The sequence below is a fragment of the Klebsiella sp. GN_Kp190 genome, from assembly GCF_040061795.1.
GTDB classification, from domain to species: domain Bacteria; phylum Pseudomonadota; class Gammaproteobacteria; order Enterobacterales; family Enterobacteriaceae; genus Klebsiella; species Klebsiella michiganensis.
The window spans coordinates 14,258-32,207 of the sequence record NZ_JBEAFN010000013.1; the positions used below are offsets into that span (position 1 = coordinate 14,258).

The following is a 17,950-nucleotide window of genomic DNA, read 5'->3' on the forward strand; positions in this document are numbered from 1 at the left end:
TTACGCCTGCGGCGGAAACTGAGCCAGCAGCTGATAATCATCCCCGGCGACGCGAAACAGGGCTTCCGTTTGGCCGGGGAGAATCCACTTCTGTTCTTCGCCCGGCTCACAGCTCAGATAAATGCAAAGCCCGCAGCCGCCGCGCAGCTGGCGCGGAATGTCCTTCACCCGGAAGGACGCTCCCGCCGCCTGCAGGGCTTTGCGCATCCGCACTACCCCCACCGTTGAGTGAAATAAAAACAGATATTCCGTCACCGGCGGCTCCTCTGACGTAAGCCGATCAGCGCCGCGCCGATCGCCCCGGCAAACTGCGCGTCGGGATGCGTCTGCACCGCCATACCCACGTGCCCCTCCAGCCTCCGCGCGAAGGCCGCGCAGTGGCTGACGCCGCCGGTAAACAGCAGCGGCCCCTGCGCCGACAGACGGCCGATAAAATTGGCGCTGCGTCGGGCCATGGCGTTGATCACCCCGGCGAGGATCGCCTCCGGCGGCACCCCGGCCGAACGCAGGCTGATGACCTCGGATTCGGCGAATACCGTGCACATGCTGGTAATCGCATGGGGTTCAATACCGTCGGTGATGCTGTCGAGCTGCTCGACGCTGGCCCCCAGCGTACGCGAAATCACCTCCAGGAAGCGCCCGGTACCCGCCGCGCATTTATCGTTCATCAGGAAATCGGTGAGATTACCCGCTTCGTCCAGCTGGATAACCTTGCTGTCCTGGCCGCCGATGTCGATGACCGTGCGGGTCTGCGGGGCCAGCAGGCGCGCGCCGAGCCCGTGGCACGAGATCTCGGTGACCTGCTTATCGGCGAAATCCACCAGCTGGCGTCCGTAGCCGGTTAAGGTTAAAAAGGGGCGCTCGCTCAGGCCTGCGCGGAGCGTTTCCCACGCTTCAACGATGGCGTCGGCGGGGCGAAACGGCGTCGGGCAGAGAAAGCGGCGCTGAATCACGCCGTCTTCAAGCAGGATGCCTTTGGTGGCGGTCGATCCGGAATCAATCCCTACGGTAATGGTCACGCGCGCTCCTAAAGCATCTCGATAAAGGCCGCCACGCGGGTGCTGAGCTGGCCGATATCCGCCGTCGAATAGTCGGTCTCAATGGCGATATAGGGGATGTCGTGCTGCTGGCGCACGTGGCGTTTTATCGCCAGCGATTCCACCGCGTAGGTGTGGCAGGCCTGCAAAATGACATCCACCACGCCGTCCGCCTGATATTCATCCACCATCTGGCTGAGCAGGGACAGGCGCTGGTCGTTCGGCGAAATACAGGAGCAGCCGATGGCGAGATATTTATCGGTCAGGGCGTCGTAAACGTCACCCGTCTCCTCCACGCAGCGCTCGGTGGCTTTCGCGCCGGTGCAGTTTTCAAAACCGACCACCCAGCCGCCGTTGTCCTCAATGGCCTTCACCACTTTTTCCGCCGCGCCGCCGATCGGGCAGCCGGTGATCAGAATACGCGGCCGCGCCTCCAGCCGTTTGCCCTCTTGCCACTGCAGGCGTACCCGATCGGCCATGTCGTTGAGCTCATCGATCAGCGCCGCTTTATCGAAGCGGAAGGTCGCGCCGTAAACCACTTTTAAAATATCGCTGCCGCTGAGCGCGGGCGGGTTGAGCTGCCCGACGCGATAAAAGTTCGCCAGCGCCCGCCGTTCGCGGTTCTTGAGGATAATCGCCTCGCGCAGGGCGGCTTCGGTAATCGGCGTACCAAAGCGATCTTCCACCACCTTCTGCAGGCGCAAAATTTCCGCTTTCCACAACGCTCGCGAGGCATCATCGCTGGCGCTGTTCGGCAGCTGCATCACGTGCACGGCTTTGAATTCGGCCATGTATTCGTACATTTTCTTTTTGCCGTCGCAGGTGGTTTCGCCCACCACGAGGTCGGAAAAGTAGAAGTAGGGGCATTTGTCGGTCTTGCCAAAACCGTAGCTGCTTTTTATCAGCGGACAGAGGTTGCGCGGCAGATCCTTTTCCGCCTCTTCAATCGTCTCGTCGGAGGTGGAGCACAGCGACACCACCACCGCGCCGGCGGCCAGCGGAATTTCCTGCGGCATAAAGGTGCAGTAGGTGCCAACCAGCGGTATGTTTTGCTCTTTAAGCTCCATGACCGTGAGGAAACCCTGCTGGCGGGCTGCGGAGAAGTGGTCAAAAATGACGGGTAGATCGGTGATAAGCGACATGGTTTTCCTTCCCCGTACACGGGAGATGATGAAAGAGGTCGCATTATAACCCTGTTTACTGTGGGTATTTATTGATCTTCCGCTAGTAGACTTTTTTCAGATCCATCTCTTCCTGAATCCGATCGCCCCACGCAAGGTGGGTGGCGATGGCCGCATCAATCCCGGCGTTATAAAACATTGGACCCAGCTCTTTCGCAATAAAGTCGACAAAGAATTCCGCGTCAAATTGCTCCAGTTCCAGCTCAAAATTCTCTTCGCAGTATTTAGACAGCTTCTCGCGCAGCAGATCGCGTTGCGGCGGGCTGAGATCGATATCGCTCATGGCGTTCCTTAATCAATATTGTTACGGTGGATCGGGGCTGCTGATTATATCCGATTGCGGAGAGTCAGTTGCGATATGGCGTGATGTTTTTGGCCGCAATAAAGGATATTGATGACCTCGCTCGGCGGAGAATTGTGACTGAGATCACAGTACTCCCGAGAAAACGAAGATAATAGGAGTTATTCTCGTAACTTTATGAATTTAAATGAGATAACATGATTTTTATGGTGTGAATAACATTTAGTCACGCTCGCCTTTTTTCAGCATGTTCGGTATCTGGATGAATAATCTATGAACCTGATTTCAGGTTATCTGGCTTACGGAATTTTCCTATAAGTACATTCTGACGGCGATTCATTTATCAGGGGTGAAGGATGAAACGCGTAAAACTGAATATGAATGTTTTTGACGCTGCTCTGATGCGCCTGGATTGGGTATTTGATACTTTCGAGCAGGTCTGTTTATCTTTTTCGGGTGGTAAAGACTCGACGGTATTATTTCATCTGGCGGCAGCCGTTGCGCGTAAAAAAGGGAAAAAGTTTGCGGTATTGTTCGTGGACTGGGAAGCGCAGTATTTATTAACCATCCAGCACGTACAAAATATGAAAGAGCGCTATCAGGACGTGGTAAGCCGCTTTTACTGGGTGGCGCTGCCGATGACCACGGTGAGCGGCGTATCGCAGCATGAGCCGGAATGGGTCGCCTGGCGGGCCGGGGAAGAATGGGTGAGGCAACCGCCGGATGACGCCATCACCGATGCCGGTTTTTTCCCTTTTTATCAGCCGGAAATGACCTTTGAAGCGTTTATACCGGCCTTTTCCCACTGGCTGGCTGCGGGGCGCAGTCTCGCTTCGCTGATCGGCATCCGCACCGACGAGTCGCTGCATCGCTATATGGCGCTCACCTCGCCGACCAAACTGCGCTTTGAGGAAGATAAACCCTGGACCACCGCCTCGCCGGAAGGGTTCAGCTATACCTGCTATCCCCTCTATGACTGGCGGACCCGCGACATCTGGATCTTTAATCATAAGTCGCGCCTTCCCTACAACCCGCTCTATGACCTGATGCACCGCGCCGGCGTACCGCTGAAAAATATGCGCGTCTGCGAGCCCTTCGGCCCCGAGCAGCGGCGCGGGCTGTGGCTCTATCACATTCTTGAGCCGGAGACCTGGGAGCGGATGTGCCGTCGGGTATGCGGCGCGCACAGCGGCGCGATTTACGCCAACGCCAGCGGCGACTACTTTGCGCTGAAGACCAAAATCCGCAAACCGGCGCATTTTAGCTGGCGCGAGTATGCGCTCTTTCTGCTCGACAGCATGCCGGCAAAAACCGCCGAGCATTACCGTAATAAAATCGCTATTTATCTGCACTGGTACCAGACCCGCGGTTTCCCTGTCGATATTCCCGACGAGCAGGAAAAAGATCTCGGCTATCGCGATGTTCCCTCATGGCGCCGCATCTGCAAGACGCTGCTGAAAAACGATTTCTGGTGCCGGATGCTGTCGTTCAGCCCGACGCAGCCAAAGCACTATGAGCGCTACTGTCGGCTGGTGAGTAACAAACGTAAAGAGTGGAGGACGCTTTGATGTCGCCGGATGTGGCTAAGACAGTGATTGAATATCTCGAGTCGTTTGATGATGTTGACCTGAAAATCAAAGCGATTAACGAGCTGAAGAGCCTGATCCACCAGCACAGTCCCTTCTGCCGCGAGCCGGTGGACTGCGTGCTGTGGGTCGAGGCCAAAACGGTTGAGGCGAATGACTACAACCCCAACGTGATGGCGACGGTGGAAAAAAAACTGCTGGAACGCTCTATCGAACTGGATGGTTTTACCCAACCGGTAGTGGTGGCTCGCCAGCAGCGACGGCACCTGGTCGTGGACGGTTTTCATCGCCACCTGATTGGTAAGAGTCGCCCGGAGCTGAACCGGCGCCTGCATGGTTATCTTCCGGTGACGCTCATCAATGCCGAACGCGAAGGGCAGAAAGAGCGCATCGCCGCCACCATTCGCCATAATCGCGCCAGGGGCAAACATCAGATCGCGGCGATGTCCGACATCGTCCGCGATTTACATCGCCAGGGCTGGGACGATCGGCGCATCGGCGAAGAGCTCGGTATGGATGCGGACGAGGTGCTGCGCCTGAAACAGATCAGCGGCCTGACGGAGCTGTTCGCCGACGAGAGCTTTAGTGAAGCCTGGACCGTGGAGTAGCCAATGTGCGCTACTCCTGCGCCAGCGCGGCTTCCGGCTGCTGGCGTATCCGGCTTAATAAACCCGCCAGACAGCACGCGGCCGCAATCCCCGCCGCCACCCCCAGCAGATGAAAAGGCAGCCTGCCGCCGTTAAACCACAGCCAGCGCGCCGCTTCGATAGAGAGCGCGCTGACGCTAAGGATCACGATATTCAGCGAAGCGGAAACGGTGCCCTTTGGCAGATCGTTTGAAAACAGGGTAAAGCGGAACAGCGTCGGGAAGATCAGCCCGATGCCGAAGGCGTAGAAGCAGGTGCCGATCACCGACCACAGCCAGACGTGCGGCCACAGCAGGTTGCCGAGGATCAGGATCGCCAGCCCGGTCATCTGGATGGGCACCGCGCGCCAGATAAAGCGCGGACGCGTCGGGTCTTTTACCCAGCGCGCCACCGACAGGTTGGCAATAATCACCGCGCTGAAGACCGGCACCTGGGTCCAGGCGAACTCGGCGGTGGTCAGCCCGCCGTCGTCAATCAGGATAACCGGCGAGACCGCAACCCAGCTCATCAGTGGAATATAGCTGAGCGAGAGCGTGGCGGCGCCGAACAGAAAAACGCGGTTGCGGAAAACATCGCGGAAATCGCGCAGCACGCCGCTGGCGCTGAAGGGGACGTCGCCGCGCCGGACGGTCTCCGGCATATTCAGCAGTAGCCCCAGCCAGGCGATAAACCCCATGACGGCAATAATCCCGAACAGCACTTTCCAGTGCACGAAGTGCATCAGCGCCGCGCCGGAGAGCGGGCCAATTATTGGCGCGATCAGCACGATCGAGGTAATAATCGCCATCAGCTTAATGGCTTTTGTCTGGCCGAACGCCTCCTGCACGGTGACGTAGCCAACCGTAGCGATAAAACAGATGCTGGTGCCCTGAACAAAGCGCGCGGCGAGGAACTGCTCCATTGAGGTGGTGAACAGGGTCGCGAAGCAGGCCAGGGTAAAGATCAGCGCGCCGGTGAGCAGCACCGGACGGCGGCCGATACGATCGGAGAGCGGCCCGAGCAGCCACTGTAGCGCCATGCCGCCGGCCATATACAGGCTGACCGAGGCGGGAGCCAGCGCCACGTCGGCGTCAAAGTCGCGCACCACGTGAATAATCCCCGGCTGGATAAGATCGGTGGTCAGATAGGCGGCAAAGTCATACAGGATCAGCGCCGCCGGGAAGAAAAGCGTGGCGGAATGGCGGGCGAAAAAACGGGTCATCCATTGCAACATCGGTGGGCTCCTTGTTGAGTCTCTACGCCATAAATAGCCGTTTATGCGCGCACTATTTCAGCACTTCACACTGCAATAAATTTAGGGTCAACCTAAATATCCATGTGTTTTTAACGGTTAATATGTATTCATGTAAGAAATACATTAAAAACAAAAAGTTGAATTAAATATGTAAATGCAACAGCGACGGAATCTGTGAAAACAGCCACAGCAGCAGACCGATAGTGCCGCCAACCAGCGTGCCGTTGATGCGGATAAACTGCAGATCCTTACCAATGTTCAGCTCGATTTGTCGCGACATATCGCGGGAGTCCCAGCTTTTGACCGTATCGCTGATATGGCGCGTCAGGAAGGCGGCAAACTCCGGGGCCACCCGGTGCGCCGCCTGCTCAAGATGTTCGTTCAGGGATTCGCGCAGCGCCTCATCGTGGAGCAGCGTTTCGCCAAACCACTGACCGGCTTCGGCAATGCGCTGCTTAATGCGTGAATCGTCGCTATTAACATCGTTTTTAACCCAGCCGCGCAGATCGGCCCATACCTCGCCCAGATAGCGGTTAAAGGTCTCATCGTTTTTCAGATACGCTTTGATATTGTCCGCTTTTTCCGCCATCAGCGGATCGGACTTCAGGTTGTCGATCAGCTTCAGCGCCGCGCGATCGAAGGCCTGGCGGATCTGATGGGCGCGATCCTGACTCACTTCGTCGAGCAGCGTGTTAACCGCATCGGTAACCATTTCAGCGCTGTGCTCGCCGAGCCATTCGGTAGGCAGCAGCCTGGCTTTAAGCGGATGCTCGGTCTCCAGCCAGTGCACGATGCCGCGGGCAATAAACGCCCGCGAGCTGTCGCGCTGGAGCAGGGCGATCAGCTGGCTAATCAGCGAATCCAGCAGCTTCTGGTGGCGGTTATCGCGCGTCAGCCCTTCCAGCATCATAGCGCTGGTTTGGGTTAAATCGACCTTATCAATCGCTTTATGTACCGCCCGACGCAGCAGGCGCTGAATGCGCGCGTCATCGGTTAGCTCCAGAAAGCCGCTCATCACCTGCAGCAGATGCTGGCCGACCCGACGCGCGTTTTCCGGCTGGCTGAACCAGTTACCGAGCATCAGCGCCGGTTCATAGCGCCGGATCAGCGCGACCAGAGAGGGCGTATCGAGAAATTTTTCCTGCACGAAATAGCCGAGATTATCGGCAATCCGGTCCTTATTACGCGGAATAATCGCCGTATGCCGCGCAACGAACGGCAGCGGAATACGGCGAAACAGCGCCACGACCGCAAACCAGTCCGCCAGCGCGCCGACCATTGCCGCTTCGGAAATAGCCTTTAGCGCACCGACCCATGGCGTTGGCGGCAGCACGAGGGTAGTGATAAAAATGGCGGCTGCAATCAGCAGCAGCGAGAGCGCCAGCAGCTTGGCGCGTTTCAGTTCAGCGAGTTTTTCCATAAGCTTAAGCATATAGCCTGACGGCTAATGCGTAAAATCTTCGCCATTTGACGCCCTGGTCATTCGGATTCCTCTTTTTCCGACGAGAGAGACGATGAGGGTTAATTTAATTTACGTAGCTTAAATTCTATTTTTAAATAATTAAACTTAAATGCATTCATAATATATATCCCACATGGGTTTTTTCTTAAGTTAATTATTAATAAGTGATCTTAATCACATTATATTCAAGGTTAAATAAGGCATTGTTTATTTCAGGGAAAACGTTAATCAATTTCTCTTGCTACTGGTCTTTTATAAAAGGAGTTTTTCATGATTGGTATATTTAAATATGCAGCAAAAAAAGACATGGTATTAGGTATTAGCGATCAGCAAGCCGGGGCTAAGGCTGTTATCTTACCGACGTCCTCACCGTTAAATAAAATTCTGTGGTCGGTTGATGACAGGACCGGCGAGATCGTCCTGGCCGCCAGCGAGGAGCTGCTGCTGGGCATTTGCGGGGATCGTATGGGCTCAGGCGCAGCGATTGAGCTCCAGGTTCGCGGGAATAAAGCGACGCAGCGGTGGGATTTAGTCAGCTCACGTCGCTTTATTAAAAGCAAACAAAACCCGAGCTTTGTTATGGACAGCTACAACCGCGGCACGAACCAGGGGAATCCGATTATTCTTTTCGAATTTAACGGCTCGGAAGCACAGCAGTGGGTATTTGTACCGATGGATATGTTGACGGCAAATAGTCCGGAATAATTATTGTGTAAGATGGCGATAGAGTGAAGCCTCGTTTATTCCCTGCTGGGGAACGGCGAGGCTTTGTCCTTATTTGATGATTGGTAATATTAATTAAAAATAAACTGCCACACAATCCAACAACCAAAAGCCATCAATACGCCGCCGGCCGTGCGCTCGACTCGCCAGACGACGGCGGAAAGGCGGCGCTGCACCGACGGTAGCGCAATCAGCGTGACCAGCAACAGATCCCATATCAACACCACGCTGGTCATCCAGGCTCCGCTGACGGCCTGCTGCACCAGCGTGACGTTCGGGCCCAGCAGGGAGGTCATCAGCGCGAGGTAGAACAGCGCGTTTTTCGGATTGAGCAGCGAAGAACCCAGCCCGAGAAAAAGCTGTTTCACCAGCGGCGGGCGCGAAGCCGAGGCGCCGTGCAGCGCCAGCGTGGTCGGACGGCTTCTGAGCAGCAGGCTGCCAATCCACAGTAAATACGCCGCGCCCAGCAGCTCAATCACCGTAAACAGCAGCGGCGCCTGGCGCAGGATCCCCCAGCCGATAATGGCCAGAAGAATATACAGACCGTTTCCGGCGGTAATGCCGATACACAGGCCGACGCTGCCGCGCAGGCGATAGCGGATGGCGTAGCCCACCAGCAGAAAAAAATCCGGCCCGGGACTTAGCAGGGCGACAAAATGGGAGAGCGCCAGCGCGGGGAAGGCGGAGGGAAAGAGCGTAGCGAGTATGTCCATAGCAACCTCAGTATTAATCTGAGGTCACCTTACGCCAGCGTAAACGCTAATTATTGTCTGTTATTGATCGGGACTGCGCATACTGGCGCGGCGTGGCGGCGGTATAGCTGACAAAGGTTTTATGAAAGTGGCTCTGGTCGGCAAACCCGGCCTGGTAGCCGACATCGGCGATATTATCCCCGGCCCGCAGGCGCGTTTTGGCGAACTCAATCCGCGCGATATTGATAAAGCTGGCGGGCGTCAGGCCGGTATCCTGCTTGAAGGCGCGGATCAGCGTCTCTTTGCGCAGCGCAAACTCATCGGCGAGGCTATCCAGCGTCGGCGGCGCCTGCAGATTGGTTGCCAGACGACTGAACAAACGCGCGCTGGTCGGGCTAAGCGCCACAGGCGCGAGCGGGCGCAGCGGCAGGTCGCGCAGGAACCGGGCGACGCTGGCGGGTAGCGCGGCGGTGTTTTGCTGAGTCATCAACGCCACGATCTGCAGATACCGGGCAAAGAGCCCGGCATCGCGAATCACCGGCTGGGAGGTTATCAGCCGCTCGTGATGCGCATCGTTTGCCAGCTGCCGCCAGCACCAGCTTAGCTCGAGATAGAGCATATGGTAGCTGCGCGGCTGGCCGTCGCGCGGATTGCAGCTGTGGGGCGCCTGGGCGGGGATAATAATCAGATCGCCCGGCCGCAGCAGATACTCCTGCCCGTTGCAGATACAGCGCGTTTCCCCCTCGATAATCGCCCCCACGGAGAGCTGCGGATGGCGGTGACGTTTATAGGCCTGACGGCTTTGCCAGGTGCTGCGCAGCTCCAGCCAGGGCAGCTGTTCGTCGCGCCAGAAGGTTTGCTGAATATCGCGCGTATGGCTCACGGTGGGCTCCTTAGCTGAGGGGGATAGCTGTTTATAACATGCCTTCATCCTGCGGGAGAACCGCGAGTCGCGTTCAACAAAAATGTCTCGCTTGCAGCCGAAGGAAGATATCTTTCGTCGCGGCTCGTAAAGGTCAGCAACAGTGTGTGTGATGAGAAAAATGGCGCAGTAGAGTGGCGGCAGGATTTTTTTACGCAGGCGGATAGCCATGGAAAAGGGTACTACGTCAACGCCGCACGATGCGGTCTTCAAACAGTTTTTACGTCAAGCTGATACCGCGCGCGACTTTTTGGATATCCATCTTCCTCCGGCGCTCAGACAGCTTTGCGACCTGGATTCGCTGACGCTTGAATCCGGGAGCTTTATTGAGGAGAACCTGCGGGCATACTACTCCGATGTTCTTTGGGCACTGAAAACCGCGGCGGGAGAAGGCTATATCTATGTTGTCATCGAGCATCAAAGCTCTCCGGATGCGTATATGGCCTTCAGAATGATGCGTTACGCCATTGCTGCGATGCAGCGCCATCTGGATAACGGACATAAAACGCTGCCGCTGGTTGTACCGATACTGTTCTATCATGGCGTCGCCACGCCTTATCCCTGGTCGTTATCCTGGCTCGACAAGTTTGCCGACCCTGCTCTGGCTAAGCAGCTTTATACCATGCCGTTTCCGCTGGTGGATATTACCGTCGTGCCTGATGACGAAATTGTCCAGCATCGAAGAGTCGCCTTACTGGAGCTGATGCAAAAACATATTCGTCAGCGCGATTTGCTGGGCATTGTGGAACATCTGACGGCCATTTTGCTTAGCGGATACGCTAATGACAGGCAGCTAAAAACGCTGTTTAATTACCTGATTCACTCGGGCAAAGCGCTTCGGTTGGGGAAATTTATCCGCGAAGTGGCTCAGCGTGTTCCGCAGCATAAGGAGAAGCTCATGACTATCGCCGAAAGGTTACGTGAAGTGGGGCGCAGGCAGGGGAAGCGGGAAGGTCGACTGGAGGGCGTTGAGGAGGGGCAGCGCGCCGAAGCGCGGCGTATTGCTCAAACGATGCTCGCCGAAGGTATGGCCCTGGAAACGGTGCTGAGAATTACCGGTTTGTCGGAGGCGGATATCCGGGCTGTTACTCATTAACTTATTGATATTGAGCTGTTATTTATGGGCGATTTATGCCGATAGCGCGCTCCGTTCCATTTCGGGAAAATTCCGTATCTCTCTGAGTTTGGCCGCATCCTCAGTTATCTCGACTACCCTTAATATCCTGTGCGGTATTTATGACTGCGTTAACAGCGATAACAAGGAGACATGCGATATGGCTTATCAGACGGTGAATCCTGCAAACAATCAGCTTATCAAAGCGTACCCGGCACACAGCGACGCGGACGTGGAAGCGGCTCTGCAGAAGGCGGATGCGCTATATCATTCGTCGTGGTCGAAAGGCGATATAGCGCAGCGGCTATCGGTGCTGCACAAGCTGGCGGATCTGATCGACGGCCGGGTTGACGAGCTGGCGAAAATCGCCAGCCAGGAAATGGGCAAACTCATTGAGCAAAGCCGCGGTGAAGTGAAGCTGTGCGCGCAAATTGCCCGCTACTACGCCGACAACGCCAAACAGTTTTTGGCGCCGGTAAAGTATCCGTCCGAGCTGGGTGAAGCCTGGGTCGAACACCATCCCATCGGCGTACTGATGGCGGTAGAACCGTGGAACTTCCCTTATTATCAGCTTATGCGCGTGCTGGCACCGAACCTGGCGGCGGGGAACCCGGTTATCGCCAAACATGCCAGCATCGTCCCGCACTGCGCGGAAACCTTCGCCCATCTGGTACGCGAAGCCGGTGCGCCGGAGGGCGCGTGGACTAACCTGTTTATTTCTCAGGATCAGGTGGCGAAGATTATCGCCGACGATCGCGTACAGGGTGCGGCCCTGACCGGCTCGGAAAAAGCCGGTAGCGTGGTGGCGGCGCAGGCGGCTAAACACATCAAGAAAGCGACGCTTGAACTGGGCGGCAACGATGTCTTTGTGGTCCTGGACGACGCCGATCTGGAGAAGGCGGTGAAGATCGGCGTGCAGGCGCGGCTCAACAACGCAGGCCAGGTGTGCACCGCGGCGAAGCGCTTTATCCTGCATGAAAAAATTGCCGACTCGTTCCTGAGCCAGTTTACCGAGGCCTTCCGTCAGGTGAAAATCGGTGATCCGCTGGACGAAAGTACCACGCTGGGGCCGCTCTCTTCAAAAGACGCGCTGGAAACGTTGACCAAACAGGTTGACGAGGCGGTGAAAAACGGCGCGAAACTGCATCTGGGCGGCAAACCCGCGCAGCGGGAAGGCAGCTTTTTCGAGCCCACTATACTGACCGGCATTACCCGCGATAATCCGGCTTATTTTGAAGAGTTCTTCGGCCCGGTCGCGCAAATCTACGTGGTGAAAGATGACGATGAGGCGATGAAGCTGGCCAACGATTCGCACTACGGCCTTGGCGGAGCCGTATTCAGCCAGGATATCGAAAGGGCGAAACGCATGGCGTCGCGGATTGAAACCGGTATGGTCTATATCAACTGGCTAACCGATACCGCTCCGGAGCTGCCGTTTGGCGGCGTTAAGCGCTCCGGGTTTGGCCGCGAGCTTTCCGATCTCGGGATTAAAGAGTTTGTGAATCAGAAGCTGGTGGTCGTGCATAAATAACGGCGTGAAGACAAAAACCTGCCATCTGGCAGGTTTTTTTTGGCGTTCACTGAACTTCAATCTTATCCCAGCCGCTCTTAAACATGCAGCTGTCGACAAGCGTATCCCTGCGCCCCTCATTGGCGTCCTCAACCGTATAGCTGGTGGAAATATCCTTTTTCTTGTTCTTTTTGTCCGTTTTTTCCGAGCTTGAACCGGTGACGACGTTATCCGGGGGGAGATCGATCAGCGCCTGCGCTTCGCACTCCGTGAGCTTTTTACTCATCTCCGTATCGCTGACTCCCGGCTTCACCCATTTGTACTGGACGCAGCCTGACAGCAGCACGGTGAAGCTCAGAACGCAAAGCGCGGCGAAGCGGCCGTTCATCAGAAGGTAACCCCGCCGCCGACATAGGCGCCGTCAATCAGCGTGTGGCCCGGGCGGCCATCTTTGCCGTCGACGCTGACATGGCGATAGCCCACTTTCAGCGTGACCGGGGTGATTGGCGTCCAGCTTACGCCGCCGTTGGCTTCAACGTAGTTTTTGACGCTATTGTTCAGGCCCTCCGGTGCGGCATAGCCCTCACCATAGAGATGGATGCTGTCGGTCAGGGCCACGTTGACGCCGCCGCCGATGGGGAAGGCCACGCCGTTATCGCCTTTTTTAGGACCGAGGTAGATGGCTTTCGCGCCGGCATTGAACATTACCGGGCCGAGTTCCAGGTTATAACCCGCGCCTACGCCGCCTGTCTGGGTACCGTCATCGGTATTTTTGAGCCAGTTGCTTTCCACATACAGGCCAGAGGAGGATTTCCCCATTTCCAGATTCAGGTTGGTGAAGTTCTTGCCCTGCTCAACGGTGCCGCCCATCGCGAGTGCGGATCCCGAGACGGCAGTCAACGCCGAGAGAAGAAGGATATTCAGCTTTTTCATGTTTTATGCCTCATCATTACATTACGCGGAGGGCACCTTAACAATCGATTTTTATGACTGCAAATCAGCGAGTGATGGCTGTTTTATGCTAATTTTGTTATTAGATATATTTATTTGTGTTGTTTGTTAGTTGTTTTTACTGTGGAGTCAATGGGTAATCTTTAGCCGTTGAGCGTGAGTTGAATCTTTTGGCTAAATATTCGCTGAACAGGCGCGAAAAAGCGGTTGTGGACGCAATAATTGGCTTTCTAATTATTTCCAAAAACATTTCTACTGTTACATATAAGAACGGAATTTTACATTTCAGCCGCGCATTCCCCCTCCAGAAGAGGGGGAATGCGACATGACTACTTGCGCAGGCTCGCAAATGCGGTGCGAATCTCATCTTCCGGAAGCTGTATTCCAATAAACACCAGGGTACTGTGCGGCCGCTCATCGCCCCACGGCCGGTCCCAGTCGGCGCTGTATAGCCGTTGAACGCCCTGGAACAGCAGGCGGTTGGGCTCGCCGTCGATCCACAGCATCCCTTTATAGCGCATCAGCTGTTCAGCAAAGGTGAGCAGCAGGTTTTCCATCACCCGCGAGACGTCGCTGATATCCACCGGATAATCCAGCTCCACCACGATAGACGACACGTCGTTCTGCTTATCGGCCATAAAGTGGAAGCGCGGTTTGCTGCTGACCACGTTCTCTTCCAGCATAAAGCCGCTGGTGTTAAACAGCAGATTCAGGTCGATATCGCCGTGGGTGACGTTGTAAATCGGCGCGCGGGCGTTAATACGCATCAGCCGTTCGCGGAGCTTGTCGCTGTCGCCCGCCACGTCAGTTTTGGTGAGCAGGATACGATCGGCGTAGCCCACCTGCGACTGGGCAATGGTGAACTGATTCATCTGCTGGTCGGCATGCACCGCGTCAACCAGCGCAATCACGCCATCCAGCAGATAGCGTTCACACAGCACATCGTGAGAGAAAAAGGTCTGGATAATCGGGCCGGGGTCGGCCATGCCTGTGCATTCGATCACCAGCCGGTCAAAATCAATTTCTCCGCGATCGCGGCTGTCGAGCAGATCGAGCAGGGCGTCTTCCAGTTCGTTGGAACGGGTACAGCAGATGCAGCCGTTGGTCAGGGTTTTAATCTGCGTGGCGCGATCGCCGATAAGCTGGTCATCGACGGCGACTTCGCCAAATTCGTTTTCGATAACGGCAATTTTAAAGCCGTGCCGTTCGTTCAGGATATGGCGCAGCAGGGTGGTTTTACCCGCGCCAAGAAAACCGGTGAGCAGGGTGACTGCAATCGGTGCCATGTTTGCCTCCATTAGCAGCAGCGTACGCCGCCTTTGCCGTCGCCGCCGTAGCGGGCCTGCTGGCGTTCGCGAAAGAATTCATCGTAGGTCATGTACGGCTTGTCCGGATGGTTAGTCTGCATATGCTCGACGTAATTATCGTAATCCGGAATGCCAATCAGCATTTTCGCTGCCTGACCGAGGTATTTTTTTGCCTGACCTAAGTTACCAAACATTGTGAGTCCCAGAGAACGAATAAAGCCGGATGGCGGCTAGCGCCTCATCCGGCCTACAAACATTCGTTTGTGTAGACCGGATAAGCGTAGCGCCATCCGGCATTAAGGTTTAGTGATGCGAAGAGGTCTTCACGCCGCCTTCCGGTACCGGCACGTACGGGGTCTCTTTGTCGGTACGCATTTTATTGTTGCGCACGTTGAGCCAGGTTTTGATGCCGTAGAAGATGATGCTGTAGACCACCACCAGGAACAGAATGCTCAGACCCGCGTTGGTGTAGTTGTTCACCACGATATGGTTCATGTTGGCAATCTGCTGCGCGGTCAGTTCGCCGCCGGCGGCGATCTTCTCTTTATACTGCTGCGCCATGAAGAAGAAGCCTTCCATCTGCGGGTTGGTGCTGAACAGTTTCAGGCCCAGCGCCCAGGTGGTGCACAGCAGCAGCCATGCGGCCGGGATCACGGTGACCCAGATATATTTGGTGCGCTGCATTTTGACCAGCACCACGGTGCCGAGCACCAGCGCCACGGCGGCCAGCATCTGGTTAGAGATACCGAACAGCGGCCACAGGCTCTTCACGCCGCCCAGCGGGTCGACCACGCCCTGATACAGCAGGTAGCCCCACAGGCCGACGCAGCCCGCGGTACCGATAACACCGGCCACCAGCGAGTCGGTTTTCTTGAGGAACGGCACGAAGTTGCCCAGCAGATCCTGCAGCATAAAGCGGCCTGCACGGGTACCGGCATCCAGCGCGGTAAGGATAAACAGCGCTTCAAACAGAATACCGAAGTGGTACCAGAAGCCCATATCCGCCATCGGGATGATTTTGTGGAACACGTGAGCGATACCCACGGCCAGCGTCGGCGCGCCGCCCGCGCGGTTCAGTACCGACGGTTCGCCGATATCTTTCGCGGTTTGCAGGATTTGCTCAGGTGAGATCACGAAGCCCCAGGAGCTGACGGTCGCCGCCGCGTGTGCGGTGACATCCCTCAGCTGCGCGGCAATCAGCGCGGCGTTCTCACCGCCCATTTCGTGCAGGTTCGGCATGGTGATGCCCAGACCCGCCGGCGGGGTGTTCATCGCGAAGTAGAGGCCCGGTTCGATAATTGAGGCCGCTACCAGCGCCATCACCGCCACGAAGGACTCCATCAGCATCGCGCCGTAGCCGATAAAGCGGGCGTCGGTTTCGTTAGCCAGCAGCTTCGGCGTGGTGCCGGAGGCGATCAGGGCGTGGAAGCCGGAGACCGCGCCGCAGGCGATAGTGATAAACAGGAACGGGAACAGCGCGCCTTTCCACAGCGGACCGGTACCGTCAATGTACTGGGTCACCGCCGGCATTTTCAGGTCCGGGTTGAGGATAACAATGCCCAGCGCCAGGCCGACGATAACGCCAATTTTCAGGAAGGTCGCCAGGTAGTCGCGCGGCGCCAGAATCAGCCAGACCGGCAGCAGCGCCGAGATAAACGCGTAGCCAATCAGGGTAAAGGTAATGGTGGTGTCTTTAAAGGTCAGCGCCGGGCCCCAGTACGGGTCGTGGGCAATCACGCCGCCGAAGTAAATCGACGCTACCAGCAGGACGATACCAATCACCGATACTTCGCCTACGCGGCCCGGGCGCAGGAAGCGCATGTAGATCCCCATAAACAGGGCGATCGGCACGGTCGAGCAGACGGTGAAGACGCCCCACGGGCTTTCCGCCAGCGCTTTCACCACGATTAACGCCAGCACCGCAAGGATGATGATCATTATCAGGAAGCAGCCGAACAGCGCGATGGAACCCGGCACCGGACCCATCTCCTGCTTGATCATTTCCCCCAGCGAGGCACCGTTACGGCGCGAGGAGATGAACAGCACCATAAAGTCCTGCACCGCCCCTGCCAGCACGACGCCCGCCAGCAGCCACAGGGTACCCGGCAGGTAGCCCATCTGCGCGGCGAGCACCGGGCCCACCAGCGGACCGGCGCCGGCAATCGCGGCAAAGTGGTGGCCGAACAGCACGTAGCGGTTGGTCGGAACGTAGTTCAGGCCATCGTTATTAATCACCGCAGGCGTGGAGCGCGTAGGGTCGAGCTTCATGACCTTTTGCGCAATGTACAGGCTGTAATAACGGTAGGCGACGAGGTAGACGGAAACCGAGGCCACCACGATCCACAGCGCACTGACGTGCTCGCCGCGGCGCAGAGCGACGACCGAGAGGCAAAATGCCCCGATGATTCCAAGAATCACCCAGGGTATGTGCTTGAATAACTTTTTAGTATCCATAGTAAAACCTGGCTTAATAAGATGAATAATGGGCCGAAGCCGTCTGGGTTTAGTTAGGGTTTGAGGAGGCATTGATTAGCTATGCTGGGGACCATCTTGCCAGAACGTCGCGCGCGTAAAGTTGGGTAAATCTGTGAGTGGTTATATTCGGGGTTAAGCGGTCACTTGCAGGGGTAAGCGGTTGGGGATAAGAACGGGTGTCCGTAAATATGTGATTGAGATCACAGGAATATTCCCGCCGTGACGATGGGGGGAAGCGAGGTAATCCCCTCTCCCGCGAGAGAGGGGAAGGCAAAACTACGCCACGACGTCCATCTCCATCATCACCGGATGGAAGCGGCGCTTAAAGTAGATCAGCCCGTGGCCCTGCTGGCTCAGGGTAATGTTGCTGATTTCCACCAGATAGACCAGGTGGCTACCGATGGTCTGCACCTGGCTAATCTCGCCCTCAAGGCTCGCCAGCGCGCCTTTCAGCACCGGCTGGCCCAGCGCGCCTTTTTGCCAGCCGCTGAGGCCGAAACGGTCATCCATCGTCATCCCGGTCATGCCGGCGAAGTGGCGGGCCATCTCCTCTTGCTCGTGGTTCAGCACGTTGATGCACAGCTTGCCGTTGCCCTGGAACACCGGATTCATCGCGCTGTTAGCGTTGATGCAGACCATTACCGACGGCGGCGTATCGGTCACCGAACAGACCGCGGTGGCGGTGATACCGCAGCGGCCCGCCTCGCCTTCGGTGGTGATGACGTTAACGGCGGCCGACAGACTGGCCATGGCATCGCGAAAACGCAGACGTTGTTCATCTAATTGCATTGTGACCTCCCGCTGCCGG

At 56.6% G+C, this 17,950-nt stretch carries 19 protein-coding genes; 5 read left to right on the forward strand and 14 right to left on the reverse strand.

Annotated features, from left to right (window positions below; all coding sequences use genetic code 11):
* The 4 genes from ABLU67_RS10710 to ABLU67_RS10725 form a co-directional block, all read right to left on the reverse strand.
* Positions 1-255 (reverse strand): DUF3343 domain-containing protein, encoded by a 255-nt coding sequence (locus tag ABLU67_RS10710; RefSeq protein ID WP_014227770.1) that lies wholly within the window; start codon positions 253-255, stop codon positions 1-3.
* On the reverse strand, positions 252-1,019 hold the full coding sequence (gene yjiL, locus ABLU67_RS10715) for a putative 2-hydroxyacyl-CoA dehydratase activator YjiL (protein ID WP_014837323.1): 768 nt from the start codon (positions 1,017-1,019) through the stop codon (positions 252-254). Before yjiL ends, ABLU67_RS10710 begins: the two co-directional genes overlap by 4 nt.
* Positions 1,020-1,027: 8 nt before the next feature.
* Positions 1,028-2,179: a double-cubane-cluster-containing anaerobic reductase gene (locus tag ABLU67_RS10720; protein WP_064358757.1), complete on the reverse strand. Its 1,152-nt coding sequence runs from the start codon at positions 2,177-2,179 to the stop codon at positions 1,028-1,030.
* A gap of 82 nt (positions 2,180-2,261) precedes the next feature.
* Positions 2,262-2,501, reverse strand: a complete 240-nt coding sequence (locus ABLU67_RS10725; protein WP_009652824.1) for a DUF2164 domain-containing protein — start codon at positions 2,499-2,501, stop codon at positions 2,262-2,264.
* Between the two features lie 374 nt (positions 2,502-2,875).
* Here ABLU67_RS10725 and ABLU67_RS10730 point away from each other — a divergent pair, with 374 nt between their 5' ends.
* Positions 2,876-4,087: a DUF3440 domain-containing protein gene (locus ABLU67_RS10730; RefSeq protein ID WP_032693014.1), complete on the forward strand. Its 1,212-nt coding sequence runs from the start codon at positions 2,876-2,878 to the stop codon at positions 4,085-4,087.
* Entirely contained in the window at positions 4,087-4,713 is a 627-nt protein-coding gene (locus ABLU67_RS10735) for a ParB/RepB/Spo0J family partition protein (protein WP_014227775.1), read from the forward strand. The genes ABLU67_RS10730 and ABLU67_RS10735 overlap by 1 nt, the downstream gene beginning before the upstream one ends.
* Positions 4,714-4,723: 10 nt before the next feature.
* Here the strand turns inward: ABLU67_RS10735 and mdtM are convergent, their stop codons facing one another.
* Together mdtM and ABLU67_RS10745 are read right to left on the reverse strand one after the other, a co-directional pair.
* Positions 4,724-5,965: a multidrug efflux MFS transporter MdtM gene (gene mdtM, locus ABLU67_RS10740; RefSeq protein WP_025108166.1), complete on the reverse strand. Its 1,242-nt coding sequence runs from the start codon at positions 5,963-5,965 to the stop codon at positions 4,724-4,726.
* A gap of 163 nt (positions 5,966-6,128) precedes the next feature.
* Positions 6,129-7,418 (reverse strand): DUF445 domain-containing protein, encoded by a 1,290-nt coding sequence (locus ABLU67_RS10745; protein ID WP_014227777.1) that lies wholly within the window; start codon positions 7,416-7,418, stop codon positions 6,129-6,131.
* A gap of 300 nt (positions 7,419-7,718) precedes the next feature.
* Here ABLU67_RS10745 and ABLU67_RS10750 point away from each other — a divergent pair, with 300 nt between their 5' ends.
* On the forward strand, positions 7,719-8,153 hold the full coding sequence (locus ABLU67_RS10750; RefSeq protein ID WP_046877824.1) for a hypothetical protein: 435 nt from the start codon (positions 7,719-7,721) through the stop codon (positions 8,151-8,153).
* Positions 8,154-8,242: 89 nt separating this feature from the next.
* On the opposite strand, the gene ABLU67_RS10755 is transcribed toward ABLU67_RS10750, so the two are convergent.
* Both ABLU67_RS10755 and ABLU67_RS10760 read right to left on the reverse strand, forming a co-directional pair.
* A complete protein-coding gene (locus ABLU67_RS10755) occupies positions 8,243-8,884 on the reverse strand; it encodes a LysE family translocator (RefSeq protein WP_064358758.1) in 642 nt (213 codons plus the stop codon).
* Positions 8,885-8,930: 46 nt separating this feature from the next.
* Positions 8,931-9,746, reverse strand: coding sequence for an AraC family transcriptional regulator (locus tag ABLU67_RS10760; RefSeq protein WP_064358759.1), 816 nt, complete (start codon positions 9,744-9,746; stop codon positions 8,931-8,933).
* Between the two features lie 208 nt (positions 9,747-9,954).
* On the opposite strand from ABLU67_RS10760, the gene ABLU67_RS10765 reads away from it, so the two are divergent.
* Complete coding sequence (locus ABLU67_RS10765) at positions 9,955-10,881, forward strand: Rpn family recombination-promoting nuclease/putative transposase (RefSeq protein ID WP_049082909.1); 927 nt, start codon at positions 9,955-9,957, stop codon at positions 10,879-10,881.
* Positions 10,882-11,059: 178 nt separating this feature from the next.
* Entirely contained in the window at positions 11,060-12,430 is a 1,371-nt protein-coding gene (locus tag ABLU67_RS10770) for an NAD-dependent succinate-semialdehyde dehydrogenase (RefSeq protein ID WP_348852292.1), read from the forward strand.
* Positions 12,431-12,476: 46 nt separating this feature from the next.
* On the opposite strand, the gene ABLU67_RS10775 is transcribed toward ABLU67_RS10770, so the two are convergent.
* The 6 genes from ABLU67_RS10775 to ABLU67_RS10800 form a co-directional block, all read right to left on the reverse strand.
* The gene (locus ABLU67_RS10775; RefSeq protein WP_047724594.1) at positions 12,477-12,797 is read right to left on the reverse strand and encodes a hypothetical protein; all 321 of its coding nucleotides are present in this window, start codon (positions 12,795-12,797) and stop codon (positions 12,477-12,479) included.
* Positions 12,797-13,342 carry a YfaZ family outer membrane protein gene (locus ABLU67_RS10780; protein ID WP_004098290.1) on the reverse strand — a complete coding sequence of 182 codons (546 nt, stop codon included), beginning with the start codon at positions 13,340-13,342 and terminating at the stop codon, positions 12,797-12,799. Before ABLU67_RS10780 ends, ABLU67_RS10775 begins: the two co-directional genes overlap by 1 nt.
* Before the next feature lie 347 nt (positions 13,343-13,689).
* Positions 13,690-14,646: a GTPase gene (gene yjiA / locus ABLU67_RS10785; protein WP_014227783.1), complete on the reverse strand. Its 957-nt coding sequence runs from the start codon at positions 14,644-14,646 to the stop codon at positions 13,690-13,692.
* Between the two features lie 11 nt (positions 14,647-14,657).
* Positions 14,658-14,861, reverse strand: coding sequence for a YbdD/YjiX family protein (locus ABLU67_RS10790; RefSeq protein ID WP_004098292.1), 204 nt, complete (start codon positions 14,859-14,861; stop codon positions 14,658-14,660).
* Between the two features lie 109 nt (positions 14,862-14,970).
* On the reverse strand, positions 14,971-17,121 hold the full coding sequence (gene btsT, locus ABLU67_RS10795) for a pyruvate/proton symporter BtsT (protein WP_064358761.1): 2,151 nt from the start codon (positions 17,119-17,121) through the stop codon (positions 14,971-14,973).
* Between the two features lie 297 nt (positions 17,122-17,418).
* Complete coding sequence (locus ABLU67_RS10800) at positions 17,419-17,931, reverse strand: 4-hydroxyphenylacetate 3-monooxygenase reductase subunit (protein WP_047724590.1); 513 nt, start codon at positions 17,929-17,931, stop codon at positions 17,419-17,421.
* Between the last annotated feature and the right edge of the window lie 19 nt (positions 17,932-17,950).